General features: G+C 64.3%; 14 protein-coding genes. 5 read left to right on the top strand and 9 right to left on the bottom strand.

The window, feature by feature from the left end:
* Positions 1-18 precede the first annotated feature (18 nt).
* On the top strand, positions 19-588 hold the full coding sequence (locus tag BTN82_RS28985) for a xanthine phosphoribosyltransferase (RefSeq protein ID WP_044465749.1): 570 nt from the start codon (positions 19-21) through the stop codon (positions 586-588).
* A 67-nt stretch (positions 589-655) separates the two neighbouring features.
* Here the strand turns inward: BTN82_RS28985 and BTN82_RS28980 are convergent, their stop codons facing one another.
* The 6 genes from BTN82_RS28980 to dadA all read right to left on the bottom strand — a co-directional run bounded on the left by BTN82_RS28980 (position 656) and on the right by dadA (position 6,785).
* Positions 656-2,581, bottom strand: coding sequence for an acetyl-CoA hydrolase/transferase C-terminal domain-containing protein (locus tag BTN82_RS28980; protein WP_075122424.1), 1,926 nt, complete (start codon positions 2,579-2,581; stop codon positions 656-658).
* A gap of 134 nt (positions 2,582-2,715) precedes the next feature.
* Positions 2,716-3,129 carry a c-type cytochrome gene (locus BTN82_RS28975; RefSeq protein WP_075122423.1) on the bottom strand — a complete coding sequence of 138 codons (414 nt, stop codon included), beginning with the start codon at positions 3,127-3,129 and terminating at the stop codon, positions 2,716-2,718.
* 183 nt (positions 3,130-3,312) lie between these two features.
* A complete protein-coding gene (locus BTN82_RS28970) occupies positions 3,313-3,861 on the bottom strand; it encodes a cupin domain-containing protein (protein ID WP_007932420.1) in 549 nt (182 codons plus the stop codon).
* A gap of 128 nt (positions 3,862-3,989) precedes the next feature.
* The gene (alr, locus tag BTN82_RS28965) at positions 3,990-5,066 is read right to left on the bottom strand and encodes an alanine racemase (RefSeq protein ID WP_075122422.1); all 1,077 of its coding nucleotides are present in this window, start codon (positions 5,064-5,066) and stop codon (positions 3,990-3,992) included.
* A 92-nt stretch (positions 5,067-5,158) separates the two neighbouring features.
* Positions 5,159-5,512 carry a RidA family protein gene (locus tag BTN82_RS28960; RefSeq protein WP_075122421.1) on the bottom strand — a complete coding sequence of 118 codons (354 nt, stop codon included), beginning with the start codon at positions 5,510-5,512 and terminating at the stop codon, positions 5,159-5,161.
* Positions 5,484-6,785, bottom strand: a complete 1,302-nt coding sequence (gene dadA / locus BTN82_RS28955; RefSeq protein WP_075122518.1) for a D-amino acid dehydrogenase — start codon at positions 6,783-6,785, stop codon at positions 5,484-5,486. The genes BTN82_RS28960 and dadA overlap by 29 nt, the downstream gene beginning before the upstream one ends.
* A gap of 155 nt (positions 6,786-6,940) precedes the next feature.
* On the opposite strand from dadA, the gene BTN82_RS28950 reads away from it, so the two are divergent.
* Positions 6,941-7,429 carry an Lrp/AsnC ligand binding domain-containing protein gene (locus BTN82_RS28950; protein WP_017125528.1) on the top strand — a complete coding sequence of 163 codons (489 nt, stop codon included), beginning with the start codon at positions 6,941-6,943 and terminating at the stop codon, positions 7,427-7,429.
* A gap of 77 nt (positions 7,430-7,506) precedes the next feature.
* Here BTN82_RS28950 and BTN82_RS28945 read toward each other — a convergent pair whose 3' ends face one another.
* Entirely contained in the window at positions 7,507-7,860 is a 354-nt protein-coding gene (locus BTN82_RS28945; RefSeq protein ID WP_075122420.1) for a YkgJ family cysteine cluster protein, read from the bottom strand.
* Positions 7,861-8,008: 148 nt separating this feature from the next.
* On the opposite strand from BTN82_RS28945, the gene BTN82_RS28940 reads away from it, so the two are divergent.
* Positions 8,009-9,316: an NAD(P)/FAD-dependent oxidoreductase gene (locus BTN82_RS28940; RefSeq protein ID WP_075122419.1), complete on the top strand. Its 1,308-nt coding sequence runs from the start codon at positions 8,009-8,011 to the stop codon at positions 9,314-9,316.
* A 104-nt stretch (positions 9,317-9,420) separates the two neighbouring features.
* Here the strand turns inward: BTN82_RS28940 and BTN82_RS28935 are convergent, their stop codons facing one another.
* On the bottom strand, positions 9,421-9,666 hold the full coding sequence (locus BTN82_RS28935; RefSeq protein ID WP_075122418.1) for a DUF1127 domain-containing protein: 246 nt from the start codon (positions 9,664-9,666) through the stop codon (positions 9,421-9,423).
* Positions 9,667-9,846: 180 nt separating this feature from the next.
* Here BTN82_RS28935 and BTN82_RS28930 point away from each other — a divergent pair, with 180 nt between their 5' ends.
* Together BTN82_RS28930 and BTN82_RS28925 are read left to right on the top strand one after the other, a co-directional pair.
* A complete protein-coding gene (locus tag BTN82_RS28930; RefSeq protein WP_075122417.1) occupies positions 9,847-11,277 on the top strand; it encodes a PLP-dependent aminotransferase family protein in 1,431 nt (476 codons plus the stop codon).
* Between the two features lie 60 nt (positions 11,278-11,337).
* Entirely contained in the window at positions 11,338-12,900 is a 1,563-nt protein-coding gene (locus BTN82_RS28925; protein WP_148169624.1) for a phospholipase D family protein, read from the top strand.
* A gap of 109 nt (positions 12,901-13,009) precedes the next feature.
* Here the strand turns inward: BTN82_RS28925 and BTN82_RS28920 are convergent, their stop codons facing one another.
* On the bottom strand, positions 13,010-14,158 hold the full coding sequence (locus BTN82_RS28920) for an MFS transporter (protein ID WP_075122415.1): 1,149 nt from the start codon (positions 14,156-14,158) through the stop codon (positions 13,010-13,012).
* Positions 14,159-14,259: the final 101 nt, after the last annotated feature.

Genomic DNA, 14,259 nt, shown 5'->3' with positions numbered 1-14,259 from the left:
CCAGTAGAGGAAAGCTTCATGGAAGCACTGCACAAGAAAATTCGCGAAGAAGGCATCGTGCTTTCCGATCAAGTCCTGAAAGTCGACGCCTTTCTGAACCATCAGATCGACCCGGCGCTGATGAAGCTGATCGGCGACGAATTCGCCGCGCTGTTCAAGGACTCGGGCATCACCAAGATCGTCACCATCGAAGCCTCGGGCATCGCCCCGGCCATCATGACTGGCCTGAACCTGGGCGTGCCGGTGATCTTCGCGCGCAAGCACCAGTCCCTGACCCTGACCGAGAACCTGCTGTCGGCGACCGTGTATTCGTTCACCAAGCAGACCGAAAGCACCGTGGCGATTTCCCCGCGCCACCTGACCAGCAGCGACCGCGTGCTGATCATCGACGACTTCCTGGCCAACGGTAAGGCGTCCCAGGCGCTGATCTCGATCATCAAGCAGGCCGGCGCCACCGTGGCCGGCCTGGGTATCGTGATCGAGAAGTCGTTCCAGGGCGGCCGCGCCGAGCTGGATGCGCAAGGTTATCGCGTGGAATCCCTGGCCCGGGTCAAGTCCCTCGCCGGTGGCGTGGTGACTTTTATCTAAGAGGCTTCGCCTCTTTATCGCGAGCAAGCTTCGCTCCTACGGAGGACAGCTTGCCCGCGATGACACCCTACGGCTGCGCCGTCTCCCGCAACGCCGCCAGCAGCAAGCGCTGGTACAACTCCTCGCGCAAGCCGTCGGGCTTCTCCAGCCGCATCCGCTGCAGATGCGCCGGGAACGCCTCCGGTGGCGGCGCGTCCAGCGCGGCCTTGCCCAGTTCGAGAATCTCGCTGAGCTTGAACTTGCTCTTCAGCCAGTTCAGCGCGCGCAGCAGGTCCCGTTCCTCGGCGCTGAAATCGCTGCCCAGCGGATACTCCGGAAACAGATGCCGATGCTGCGCCTGGATCGCCAGCAGGCGCTGCGGCTGGTTGTCGGTAAAGCGCGGGTCGAGGCGAAAATCCTTGGGCAGCTTGCCGGCCTTCTGCGCCTGCTCGATCAGGCCCGGCTGGAAACGCGAGTCGCTGATATTGAGCAGCGCTTCGATCACCTGTGCATCGTTCTTGCCGCGCAGGTCGGCAATGCCGTACTCGGTGACCACGATGTCCCGCAGGTGCCGCGGGATGGTGCAGTGGCCGTATTCCCAGACGATGTTGGAGCTGACCACGCCGGCCGACTCGCGCCAGCTGCGCAGGATCAGGATCGAACGCGCGCCGTGCAGCGCATGGCCCTGGGCGACGAAGTTGTATTGCCCGCCGACACCGCTGAGCACCCGGCCGTCTTCCAGCTGATCCGCCACCCCGGCCCCCAGTAGCGTGACCATGATCGAACTGTTGATAAACCGCGCGTCCAGGCGCTGCAAGCGCTTGAGTTCCTCGTGGCCGTACAGCTCGTTGATGTAGCTGATGGCGGTCATGTTGAACTCGCCGAGCTTGCTCTTGGGCAGGTCCCTGAGGCGCTGGTAGAAACTGCGCGGGCCGAGGAAGAAACCGCCGTGCACCGACACCCCGCCCTCAGCCTGGCCTTCGTCTAAAGTCCCGGCGTTGGCCTGCTGTTGCAGGGCCACCGAGGGGTAGACCTTGCGTCGCACGATGCCCGCGTCGGCCAAGGCCAGCAGGCCGTTGACGAACATTTCGCTGCAGCCGTAAAGCCCCTTGGCGAACGGCTCGACCCCGCCTTCGCGCTCGATCAGCGGCTTCCAGCACTGGACCTCCAGGTCCGCCAGCAGCGCCCGATAACCGTCGTTGTCCGCCTGGCGCGCCAGCAACGCCGCGGTCAGCGCGTCGCCCATGGAACCGATGCCGATCTGCAGCGTGCCGCCGTCGCGCACCAGGGTGCTGGCGTGCAGGCCGATAAAGTGGTCCTGGAACCCCACCGGCATGTTCGGCGTGGAAAACAGCGTGCTGCCTTCCTCTTCGTCGAGCAGCAGGTCAAAACGGGCGGCGTCGATCTCGGCGTCGCCCGGCATGTAAGGCAGGTCGCGGTGCACCTGGCCCAGCAGCAGGATGGTTTCGCCCGCGGCCCGCCGCTCGGCGATCATCGGCAGCAGGTCGAGGGTGATGTCCGGGTTGCAGCTCAGGCTCAGGCGTTCGGCCTGCTGCGGGTCGCGGGCCACCAGCTGGGCGACCAGGTTCAGGCCCGCGGCGTTGATGTCGCGCGCGGCATGGCTGTAGTTGCTGCACACGTAGTCCTGCTGCGCCGCCGGGCTGTTGAGCAGGCTGCCGGGCTGCATGAAGAACTGTTCGATATGGATATTGGCCGGCACCTGGTCGCGGTGCAGGTCGGCGAGGAAATCCAGCTCGGGGTAATCGCCGAACACCTGCTCGATAAAGGGCTCGAGGAAACGCCGTTGCAGTCCGTCCCCCAGCGGCGGCCGGCCCAGGCTCAGGGCGGTGTAAATGGTCAGCCGGCGTTCGGGCAATTGCGCGACGCGACGATACAGGGCATTGGCGAAACGGTTGGGTTTGCCCAGCCCCAGGGGCATGCCCATGTGAATATGCGCCGGCAAACGGGCCAGGACCTCGTCGACCGCCCGCTCGATAGAACACGACTGCACCATCCGATCCTCCTGAACCTTCCATGAATTGAGGTTGGACCGAGCTTGCCGGGTCTTGGTTGCGATGAACAGTCCCAGGCCGGATCGCAGGCACAAAAAAGCCGCTCGTAAGCGGCTTTTTTGCGGAAGATGCAGGCTTATTTCAAACCGGACATCTTCTGGATGGCGCCCTTGAGCTCCTCGTCGGAGCAGTCGGCGCAGGTGCCTTTAGGCGGCATCGCGTTCAAGCCGGTGATGGCCTTGGCCAGCAGGCCGTCGAGGCCGCCCTGGTGATCGGCACGGTCTTTCCAGGCCGCCGCGTCGCCAATTTTCGGCGCACCCAGCAGGCCGCTGCCATGGCAAGCGTTGCAATGCTTGGCGATCACGTCGTCAGGCGTCTTCGCACCGCCGCCGCCCGCGGCAACAGCGACGTCCATGCCCTTGCATTCCTGACCTTGAACGCAGACCTGGCCAACCGGCTCGAGGCGCTTGGCGATGTCGTCGTTGGTTGCAGCTTGAGCGCTGACAGCCCAGAGGGCCAATACGGTTGCTGGTGCGGCCAGCATTTTCATAATTAGGTTCACGCGTACACCCTCAATGGTGGCTAGTCACGCCCACGGCCACGGTTTCGCGGGCGGGCGCAAGTATAACGGTTAGCCCGCCACTCCGAAACAACCCTAGATTCAAAGGGGGATTAGAGCGGGGCGAAACACGGCTTCGGGCACCGCTGCAATCCTTGCAGGACGCCTCTTATGTTAGAAGTTCGCGGGCGTGGCTGCGCTGATTAGTCGCGCGGGAGCATCGAACGGATTACGGAAACGGTGTGGCTTGGTGCTTTCAAAATAGTAGCTGTCGCCCGCTTCGAGCACGAATGTCTCAAGGCCCACTACCAGTTCCAGGCGCCCTTCCACGAGAATTCCGGTTTCCTCGCCCTCGTGGGTGAGCATCTCTTCGCCGGTATCGGCGCCCGGTGGGTAGATCTCGTTGAGAAAGGCGATCGCCCGGCTCGGGTGCGCCCGGCCGACCAGTTTCATGGTCACCGCACCATCGGAAATGTCGATCAGCTCATTGGCTTTGTAGACGATCTGGGTGGGCTTTTCCTGGAGGATTTCTTCCGAAAAAAACTCGACCATCGACATGGGAATGCCGCCAAGAACCTTTCTCAGCGAACTGATCGAGGGGCTGACGCTATTCTTCTCGATCATCGAAATGGTGCTGTTGGTGACGCCCGCGCGCTTGGCGAGTTCACGCTGGGAAAGGCCTTTGAGTTTACGGATGGATTGCAGTCGTTCACCGACGTCCAATGCGGCGGCCTCCTAGGGAATCAGGCGTTGTTGTAATTGAGCGTCATCATGGCGATAGCGTTCAGTATTTACAACACTTGAGCCCCAATCCCCAGGGCAAGGCGACCTTCGGCCGCGGGCGGCCCTACTCAGTCCCCGGAATAGATGCGTGGTACCCGGCGCAAGTTGCAGAACAGCTGGTAGGGAATGGTGTCGGCGGCGGCCGCCAGCTCGCTGGCGAGGATGTTCCTGCCCCACAGTTCGACGCTGGAACCCAACCCGGCCTGCGGCACGTCGGTCAGGTCGATGCACAGCATGTCCATGGAAACCCGGCCAAGCAGCTGGGTCCGCTGCCCCGCCACCAGCACCGGCGCGCCGGTCGGCGCATGCCGCGGATAACCGTCGGCGTACCCCATGGCCACCACGCCGATGCGCATCGGCCGGGAGGTGACGAATTTGGCGCCATACCCCACTGGCTCGCCGGCCGGCAGCTCGCGCACGCAGATCACTTTCGATTCCAGGGTCATCACTGGTTGCAGGCGCGCGGCCAGCGGGTGGCTGTCCTCGAACGGGGTCGAACCGTACAACATGATGCCGGGGCGTACCCAATCGCTGGGGATGTTCGGCCAGCCCAGCACGGCCGGCGAATTGCGCAGGCTGATCTGTGCCGACAGCCCCTGGCGCGCCGCCTCGAACACCGCGACCTGTTCGTCGCTACGGGCGCAACCGAGTTCGTCGGCACGGGCGAAGTGGCTCATGAGCACGATCTTCGCCACCTTGCCGCTGGCCAGCAGCCGCTGATAGGCCGCCTGGTAATCCTTGGGGTGCAGGCCGACGCGGTGCATGCCCGAGTCCAGCTTGAGCCAGACCGTCAGCGGCTTGGCGATCGCGGTTTGTTCGATGGCTTCCAGTTGCCACAGCGAATGCACCACGCACCAAAAGTCATGTTCGACGATCAGGCTCAGCTCGTCGGCCTCGAAAAAACCTTCGAGCAGTAGCACCGGCGCGCGAATCCCCGCCGCCCGCAACTCCAGGGCCTCTTCGATGCAGGCCACGGCAAAACCGTCAGCCTCGGCTTCCAGCGCCTGGGCGCAGCGCACCGCGCCATGGCCATAGGCATCGGCCTTGACCACCGCGAGCGCGCGCGCGCCCGGCGACGCTTCGCGGGCCAGTTGGTAGTTGTGACGCAGGGCTTGAAGATCGATCAGGGCACGGGCAGGACGCATGGCGGCAGACTTCTAGGCGGTCATGTGGGAAGAAAAAACCGGCGCCCGCCGACAGGGTTAGCCGCCATAGGCACCGGGAGAGGGATCTTGCTTTAAGGCAGGGCGGCCACGACGGACAGCTCGACCAGGATTTCTGGCTCGCAGAGCTTGGCCTCGACGGTGGCGCGGGCCGGAGCGACGCCTTTCGGCAGCCACTGGTCCCAGACGCTGTTCATCCCGGCAAAGTGCGCATCGATGTCTTTCAGGTAGATCGTCACCGACAGCAACCGCGACTTGTCGGTGCCGGCCAGATCCAGCAAACGCTCGATATTGGCGAGGGTTTCGCGGGTCTGCTGCTCAATCCCGGCGTTCATGTCGTCGCCGACTTGCCCCGCCAGATACACGGTACCGCTGTGAACGACGATCTGGCTCATGCGCTCATTGGTGAGCTGGCGCTGGATTGACATGTTTTACAGGCTCCTGGGGATTACCGTAACGAGAAATATCGAGACCTTCGGCGCTGATCTGCGGCTTTTTCTTCGCCATCAGATCGGCCAGCAGGCGACCGGAACCACAGGCCATGGTCCAGCCAAGCGTGCCATGGCCGGTGTTCAAGAACAGGTTGCGCATGGACGTGGCGCCGACGATCGGCGTACCGTCCGGGGTGGTCGGGCGCAGGCCGGTCCAGAAACCAGCCTGGGACAAGTCGCCGCCCTGAGGATAAAGATCGTTGACGATCATCTCCAGCGTTTCGCGCCGGCGTGGGTTCAGCGACAGGTCAAAACCGGCTATTTCAGCCATGCCGCCGACGCGGATACGGTTGTCGAAACGGGTGATCGCGACCTTGTAGGTCTCGTCGAGGATGGTCGACGTCGGGGCCATGGCCGGGTTGGTGATCGGCACGGTCAGCGAGTAACCCTTGAGCGGGTACACCGGGGCCTTGATGCCCAGCGGCTTGAGCAACTGCGGCGAGTAGCTGCCGAGGGCCAGCACGTAGCGGTCGGCGGTTTCCAGCTTGCCGTCGATCCACACGCCGTTGACCCGGTCGCCGGCGAAGTCCAGCCGTTGGATGTCCTGGCCGAAGCGGAATTCCACGCCCAGCTTGGTGCACATTTCGGCCAGGCGCGTGGTGAACATCTGGCAGTCGCCGGTCTGGTCGTTCGGCAAGCGCAGGGCGCCGGCCAGGATATCGGTGACCTGGGCCAGGGCCGGCTCGACGCGGGCGATGCCTTCGCGGTCCAGCAGCTCGAACGGCACGCCGGACTCCTTGAGCACGGCGATGTCCTTGGCCGCGCCATCCAGTTGCGCCTGGGTGCGGAACAGCTGGGTGGTGCCCAGGCTGCGGCCTTCATAGGCGATGCCGGTCTCCAGGCGCAGTTCGTCGAGGCAGTCGCGGCTGTACTCGGACAGGCGAACCATGCGCTCCTTGTTCACCGCATAACGGGCAGCGGTGCAGTTGCGCAGCATCTGCGCCATCCACAGGTATTGATCAATGTCGGCGGTGGCCTTGATCGCCAGCGGCGCGTGACGCTGCAGCAACCATTTGATGGCCTTGAGCGGCACGCCCGGCGCGGCCCAGGGAGAGGCATAACCCGGCGAGACCTGGCCGGCGTTGGCGAAGCTGGTTTCCATGGCAACGGCTGGCTGGCGGTCGACCACGGTCACTTCGAAACCGGCACGGGCCAGATAGTAGGCACTGGTGGTACCGATCACGCCGCTACCCAAGACCAGAACGCGCATTTTCATATCCCTCATCGCGGAGAACCGCTGACGTTGTTATTCAGAGCGAAGATGCGCGCAGTATAAGAAGCAACGACCAGTGCTTTTCACTATATAAACGCCTATATTTGGCGAGAATTCTCGGCAAAAACCCTTTTCACGGAGGCGCATCCCCTATGCGTACTAACCATCAGACAAAGCGCGAACTAGACAAGATAGATCGCAATATCCTGCGCATCCTGCAGGCCGATGGGCGCATCTCGTTTACCGAGCTGGGGGAAAAGGTCGGACTGTCGACCACGCCCTGCACCGAGCGGGTCCGCCGCCTGGAGCGCGAAGGCATCATCATGGGCTACAACGCCCGGCTCAACCCGCAGCACCTCAAGGGGAGCCTGCTGGTATTCGTCGAGATCAGCCTGGACTACAAGTCCGGCGATACCTTCGAGGAGTTTCGCCGCGCAGTGCTGAAATTGCCCCACGTGCTGGAGTGCCACCTGGTCTCGGGGGACTTCGACTACCTGGTCAAGGCGCGGATTTCCGAGATGGCCTCGTACCGCAAGCTGCTGGGCGACATCCTGCTCAAGCTGCCCCACGTGCGCGAGTCCAAGAGCTATATCGTGATGGAAGAGGTGAAGGAGAGCCTGAACCTGCCGATTCCGGATTGAGCCGCAGCGGGATTTGAAGAGACCATCGCGAGCAAGCTCGCTCCTGCATTATTAAGGCCGCGCGCGATGGCTTCGGGTCAGACCAGCACCTGGCGGGTGCTCGCCATATAGTCATGGATCTGTTTTTCCACCCGCGGGTGGATCATCTCCACCGGGCGCCGGCCATTGGGGCAAGGCAGGCTCGGGGTGGTGCCGAACAGTCGGCAGATCAGCGGCCGCTCGTCATACACCGTGCAACCGTTGGGCCCCAGGTGCACGCAGTTCAGCTCTTCCATGGCCGCGTCCTGCTCGGCGCGGGTCTTGCGCGGCAGGCGCGACATCTCTTCGCTCGAGGTGGTGACCGGGCCGCAGCAATCGTGACAGCCGGGCACGCACTCGAACGAGGGGATCTGCTGCCGGAGCAGGCGGATTTTCTGGCTGTTGCAGCTCATCGAAGCGCTTACCAAGAGAAGATGGAGGCGTCGATTCTGCCCTAAAAGCCCTGTTGCAGACAGCGCCGGCCGACCAGTGTTGCCGCGCCGGAAAGGTCCGGCTTATGCTCCGTCCATTTTTCCAAACACACGAATCAGGATGATCCACATGCACTCCCGTGTTCAGCCCTCGGGTAATTCGCACCCCGCCTCCTATTACGCTGCCAGCAGCCTGACCCAGCCCGACCACCCGGCCCTGGCCGGCGAGCAGATGGCCGACGTGTGCGTGGTCGGCGGCGGCTTCTCCGGGCTGAACACGGCGATCGAGCTGGCCGAGCGCGGGCTCAGCGTCATCCTGCTGGAAGCGCGCAAGATCGGCTGGGGCGCCAGCGGGCGCAACGGCGGGCAGTTGATTCGCGGGGTTGGCCACGGCCTCGAGCAGTTCGCTCCGGTGATCGGCGAAGACGGCGTGCGCCAGATGAAGCTGATGGGGCTCGAAGCGGTGGAAATCGTTCGCCAGCGGGTCGAACGCTTCCAGATTCCCTGCGACCTGACCTGGGGTTATTGCGACCTGGCCAACAAGCCGCGCGACCTCGAAGGGTTCGCCGAAGATGCCGAAGAACTGCGCGACCTGGGTTATCGCTACGAAACCCGGCTGCTGCAAGCCCATGAAATGCACAGCGTGGTGGGGTCCGAGCGTTATGTCGGCGGCCTGATCGACATGGGCTCCGGGCACCTGCACCCGCTGAACCTGGCCCTTGGCGAGGCTGCGGTCGCGCAGCAGCTGGGCGTGCGCCTGTTCGAGCATTCGGCGGTGACCCGTATCGAGTACGGCCCGCAAGTCAAAGTCCATACCGCCCAGGGAACGGTGCGCACCAACACCCTGGTACTGGGGTGCAACGCCTACCTCAACGATCTCAACCCGCAACTGGGCGGCAAGGTCCTGCCCGCCGGCAGCTACATCATCGCCACCGAGCCCTTGAGCGAAGCACTGGCCCACAGCCTGCTGCCGCAGAACATGGCGGTCTGCGACCAGCGCGTGGCCCTGGATTACTACCGCCTTTCCGCCGACCGCCGCCTGCTGTTCGGCGGTGCCTGCCATTATTCCGGCCGCGACCCGCAGGACATCGCCGCCTATATGCGGCCGAAGATGCTGCAGGTGTTCCCACAACTGGCGTCGGTGAAGATCGACTATCAATGGGGCGGCATGATCGGCATCGGCGCCAACCGCCTGCCGCAGATCGGCCGCCTCAAGGACCAGCCCAACGTGTATTACGCCCAGGCCTATTCGGGCCATGGAGTGAACGCCACGCACCTGGCCGGCAAGCTGCTGGCCGAAGCCATCGGCGGACAGCAAGGCGGCGGCTTCGACCTGTTCGCCAAGGTGCCGCACATCACCTTCCCCGGCGGCAAGCACCTGCGCTCGCCGCTGCTGGCGCTGGGGATGCTCTGGCATCGGTTGAAAGAGTTGCTCTGAAGGCTGTAGCCGCTACGCGGCCGGCATGAAAAAGGCCGCATCCGGCGAAACCGGCTGCGGCCTTTTTGCGGTTGCTGCTTCAGCAAAGACCTGTCAGCGCAGATTCAAAGCCGCCAGAACGGCTTGAGCCCTTCCTGCCGGGCCTGCTCGCGGCTCAGGCCGATATCGCGCAACTGTTCGCTGGTCAGCTCGAGCAACGCCTTGCGTGTACGCAGCCGATGCCAGTACAGGCCCCAGAGACCGAGGCCGGCCGGCGCATTGCGGGCAGTTGTCGCCCCTGCTGCCCGCTCCTGCTCAGCCGCCAGTTCCTGACTGTGTAACGACAAACGCACATCGCTCAAGCCGTTCATTTTTGCTGCTCCTGTTTACTTGGGTCGCTATGAGCAGACATCATGCGCGGGTCGCAAAAACCATTACAGATTCAAAGCTCCGCTATTATTTCCATACAGAATTTCCCCTATCCGGGCTGAATCCTGTAATTTTGCCCCATCTGTACTGGTTACCTGATCAATTTACCCCGAGGCTGCGCCATGACTCTGTACGTCAATCTCGCCGAACTGTTGGGCACCCGCATCGAACAAGGTTTCTATCGCCCCGGCGACCGACTGCCGTCGGTGCGCGCCCTGAGCGTCGAACACGGGGTCAGCCTGAGCACCGTGCAACAGGCCTATCGGGTGCTGGAAGACAGTGGCCTGGCGACGCCCAAGCCCAAGTCCGGCTACTTCGTGCCGGTCAGCCGCGAGCTGCCGGCGCTGCCCGCAGTGGGGCGTCCGGCACAGCGGCCGGTGGAGATCTCGCAGTGGGACCAGGTGCTCGAACTGATCCGCAGCGTGCCGCGCAAGGACATCGTACAGTTGGGCCGCGGCATGCCCGACGTCACCACGCCGACCCTCAAGCCCCTGCTGCGCGGGCTGGCCCGCATCAGCCGACGCCAGGATATGCCCGGCCTGTATTACGACACCATCTACGGCGTGCTCGAACTGCGCGAACAGCTGGCGCGGCTGATGCTCGACTCCGGCTGCCAGATCGGCGCCAACGACTTGGTGATCAGCACCGGCTGCCACGAGGCCCTGTCCACCAGCATTCGCGCCACCTGCGAACCCGGAGACATAGTCGCCGTCGACTCGCCGAGCTTCCACGGCGCCATGCAGACCCTCAAGGGCCTGGGCATGAAGGCCCTGGAAATCCCCACCGACCCGCTCACCGGCATCAGCCTCGACGCCCTGGAGCTGGCCCTGGAACAGTGGCCGATCAAGGCCATACAGTTGACCCCGAACTGCAACAACCCGCTGGGCTATATCATGCCGGAGTCGCGCAAGCGGGCCCTGCTGACCCTGGCCCAGCGCTTCGACGTGGCGATCATCGAAGACGATGTGTATGGCGAACTGTCCTACACCTACCCGCGCCCACGGACCATCAAGTCGTTCGACGACGACGGCCGGGTGCTGCTGTGCAGTTCTTTCTCCAAGACCCTGGCGCCGGGGCTGCGCATTGGCTGGGTCGCCCCCGGGCGTTACCTGGAACGGGTGCTGCACATGAAATACATCAGCACCGGCTCTACCGCGCCGCAGCCGCAGATCGCCATCGCCGAATTCCTCAAGAGCGGCAATTTCGAGCCGCACCTGCGGCGCATGCGTACCCAGTACCAGCGCAACCGCGACCTGATGATCGACTGGGTCAGCCGCTACTTCCCCGCCGGCACCCGCGCCAGCCGCCCGCAAGGCGGGTTCATGCTGTGGGTCGAACTGCCGGAAGGCTTCGACACCCTGCGTCTGAACCGCGCGCTGCTCGGCCAGGGCGTACAGATCGCCGTGGGCAGCATCTTTTCGGCGTCGGGCAAGTACCGCAATTGCCTGCGGATGAATTACGCTGCCAAGCCCACCGCGCAGATCGAGGACGCGGTGCGTAAAGTAGGCGCCGCGGCCATCAAGCTGCTGGCTGAAGACCGCGCCGCCGACTGACCTGTTCCTGTGAGCCTGGCGTCACAACTGGACCATCGCCGAGATTCGAGACGACCTGACTTGAGACCCAGACAGGCCCTGGCCTTCCTTATGCTGATCGCGCTGTGCCTGAGCGGTTGCGCCAGCCTCGACGTGCCCCACGTGCCCAGCCAGGCGCTGCCGGCCGCCGGCTCGGCCTTCGGCCGCTCGATCCAGGCCCAGGCCGCCCCCTATCAGGGACGCTCGGGCTTTCGCCTGTTGCCCGACAGCGCCGAGGCCTTCATGGCCCGCGCCGAGCTGATCCGCAACGCCCAAAGCAGCCTCGACTTGCAGTACTACATCGTCCACGACGGCATCAGCACCCGGATGCTGGTAGACGAGTTGCTCAAGGCTGCCGACCGCGGCGTGCGCATCCGCATCCTGTTGGACGACACCACCAGCGACGGCCTGGACCAGATCATCGCCACCCTCGCCGCCCATCCGCAGGTGCAGATCCGCCTGTTCAACCCCCTGCACCTGGGCCGCAGCACCGGCGTGACTCGCGCCATGGGGCGCCTGTTCAACCTGTCGCTGCAACACCGGCGGATGCACAACAAGCTGTGGCTGGCGGACAACAGCGTGGCCATCGTCGGCGGGCGCAACCTGGGCGACGAGTACTTCGACGCCGAACCCAACATGAACTTCACCGACATCGACATCCTCGGCGTCGGCCCGGTGGCCGAGCAACTCGGGCACAGCTTCGACCAGTACTGGAACAGCGCCCTGAGCAAACCCATCGGCGAATTCCTCTCGCGCCTGCCGTCGGCCAAGGAACTGGCCAACACCCGGCTGCGCCTGCAGCAATCGCTGGACGAGGCCGAGCAGCAGAACCATGCGCTGTTCCAGGCGCTCAAGACCTATCGGACCCAGCCGCGCATGGACATCTGGCGCAAAGAACTGATCTGGGCCTGGAACCAGGCGCTGTGGGACGCGCCGAGCAAGGTCCTGGCCAAGGACGAGCCCGATCCGCGCCTGCTGCTGACCACCCAGCTGGCGCCGCAGCTGCAAGGCGTGAGCCAGGAGCTGATGATGATCTCGGCCTACTTCGTCCCCGGCCAGCCGGGCCTGGTGTACCTCACCGGACGCGCCGACGCCGGGGTTGCGGTGAGCCTGCTGACCAACTCCCTGGAAGCCACCGACGTGCCGGCGGTCCACGGCGGTTATGCGCCGTACCGCAAGGCGCTGCTGCAACACGGGGTGAAACTCTACGAACTGCGGCGCCAGCCCGGCGACAAGGGCAGCGGCGGCAGCGGACCGCATCTGTTCCACAGCGGATCGGACTCCAGCCTGCACAGCAAGGCGATGATCTTCGACCGAAGGCAGTCCTTTATCGGCTCCTTCAACTTCGACCCGCGTTCGGTGCTGTGGAACACCGAGGTCGGCGTGCTGGTGGACAGCCCGGATCTGGCCGAACACGTCCGCGCCCTGGCGCTGCAAGGCATGGCGCCAGCACTGAGCTACCAAGCGAAACTGCAGGACGGCAAGTTGGCCTGGGTCACCGAGGACAACGGGCAATTGCACACTCTGACCCGCGAACCGGGCAGCTGGTGGCGGCGCTTCAACGCCTGGCTGAGCACCACGGTCGGCCTCGAACGCATGCTCTGACCTTCCTCTGTAGGAGCGAGTTTGCTCACGATGACATCCTTCCTGACACATCGTGATGCCTGAGCGAACGCTATCGCGAGCAAGCTCGCTCCTACAGAGGGTATGGGGATTACAGGGTTTGTGGTTGAGCCGCGCCAAACGCGCCCTCGCGCAACAACAGCACGATCAGCCCCAGGGCCCCGGCCGCCATCAGCAACAGCAAGGCATGCCCGCTGACCCACTGGCTACCCGCCCCCGCCACCAACGGCCCGACCAGGCAACCGATCCCCCAGAGCTGGGCAACGTGGGCGTTGGCGCGGACCAGCGCGTCGTCGCGGTAGCGCTCGCCGATCAGGATCAGCGACAAGGTGAACAAGCCGCCAGCGCTGGCGCCGAACAGCACCCACAGCGGCCAGATCAGCAGGGTCTCGAGCAGCAGCGGGATGGCCAGGCTCGACAGCAGCAGGATCACCGCGCAACCTGCAAACAAGGTGCGCCGTGACACGCGGTCGGCCAGCGCACCGATCGGCAGTTGCAGCAAGGCATCGCCGACCACCACGGTGCTGACCATCGCCAGAGCAATCTCTTCGGTAAACCCCTGGCGCAGGCAATAGACCGGCAGCAGGGTCAGGATCATCGCCTCGAACGCGGCGAACAGCGCCACCGCCCAGCCAATGGCCGGCAAGCCGCGGCAGAACCGCCACAGATCGCCGAAGGTCACGCTGCACGCCTCGCTGCTCGGCGCTCCGCTGCGCCCCATCAGCAGTAACGGCGATACCACCAGCAGCACGACGCCGACCCAGAAGCCGTAGTCATGCTCGGTGCCCAGGGCGCCCAGCAACAGCGGGCCGGCCAGCTGGCTCAGGGCATAGCTGCTGCCATACAGCGCCACCAGGCGACCACGCCATTGCTCCACCACCAACTGGTTGATCCAGCTTTCGCCGAGGATGAAGACGATGGTCAACACCATGCCGATCATCAGCCGCAGCACCAGCCACAACGCATAGCTCGGCAGCAGCGCCAGCAGGCCGATGGAGATCGCCCCGCCCCACAGGCACAGGCGCATCAACCCCGCCGTGCCGAAGCGCGCCGCCAGGCGGCTGGAAAGCTTCGCCCCGAACAGGACGCCGATCGCCGGCATCGAGGCCATCACTCCGATCGCAAAGGACCCATAACCCCAGCTCTCCAGGCGGAACGACACCAACGGCATGCTCACGCCCAGGGCCAGCCCCACACTCAGGACAGCCGACAGAACGGCGAAATACGTTGCCCAGCGCATTACCACGCTCCTGTGGATTGTTTTTTCAAGACAGAGACAGCGCAGCCGGGCTTCCCTTGCGAAAAGCCCGGCTGCGCCGTGGATCGAGTCGTCGTTCTGTT

Source organism: Pseudomonas chlororaphis (assembly GCF_001921865.1).
Classification (GTDB): Bacteria; Pseudomonadota; Gammaproteobacteria; order Pseudomonadales; family Pseudomonadaceae; genus Aquipseudomonas; species Aquipseudomonas chlororaphis_D.
Note: the sequence above shows the minus strand (reverse complement) of the source record. Positions and strands in the feature narration are given on the sequence as shown.

Bases quoted from the DNA above. Each gene is read 5' to 3' on its own strand.
- BTN82_RS28980 (WP_075122424.1), bottom strand. From the start codon at position 2,581: ATGGTGCAGTCGTGTTCTATCGAGCGGGCGGTCGACGAGGTCCTGGCC.
- BTN82_RS28940 (WP_075122419.1), top strand. From the start codon at position 8,009: ATGCACTCCCGTGTTCAGCCCTCGGGTAATTCGCACCCCGCCTCCTAT.
- alr (WP_075122422.1), bottom strand. From the start codon at position 5,066: ATGCGTCCTGCCCGTGCCCTGATCGATCTTCAAGCCCTGCGTCACAAC.
- BTN82_RS28935 (WP_075122418.1), bottom strand. From the start codon at position 9,666: ATGAACGGCTTGAGCGATGTGCGTTTGTCGTTACACAGTCAGGAACTG.
- dadA (WP_075122518.1), bottom strand. From the start codon at position 6,785: ATGCGCGTTCTGGTCTTGGGTAGCGGCGTGATCGGTACCACCAGTGCC.
- BTN82_RS28975 (WP_075122423.1), bottom strand. From the start codon at position 3,129: ATGAAAATGCTGGCCGCACCAGCAACCGTATTGGCCCTCTGGGCTGTC.
- BTN82_RS28920 (WP_075122415.1), bottom strand. From the start codon at position 14,158: ATGCGCTGGGCAACGTATTTCGCCGTTCTGTCGGCTGTCCTGAGTGTG.
- BTN82_RS28985 (WP_044465749.1), top strand. From the start codon at position 19: ATGGAAGCACTGCACAAGAAAATTCGCGAAGAAGGCATCGTGCTTTCC.
- BTN82_RS28945 (WP_075122420.1), bottom strand. From the start codon at position 7,860: ATGAGCTGCAACAGCCAGAAAATCCGCCTGCTCCGGCAGCAGATCCCC.
- BTN82_RS28950 (WP_017125528.1), top strand. From the start codon at position 6,941: ATGCGTACTAACCATCAGACAAAGCGCGAACTAGACAAGATAGATCGC.
- BTN82_RS28930 (WP_075122417.1), top strand. From the start codon at position 9,847: ATGACTCTGTACGTCAATCTCGCCGAACTGTTGGGCACCCGCATCGAA.
- BTN82_RS28960 (WP_075122421.1), bottom strand. From the start codon at position 5,512: ATGTCAATCCAGCGCCAGCTCACCAATGAGCGCATGAGCCAGATCGTC.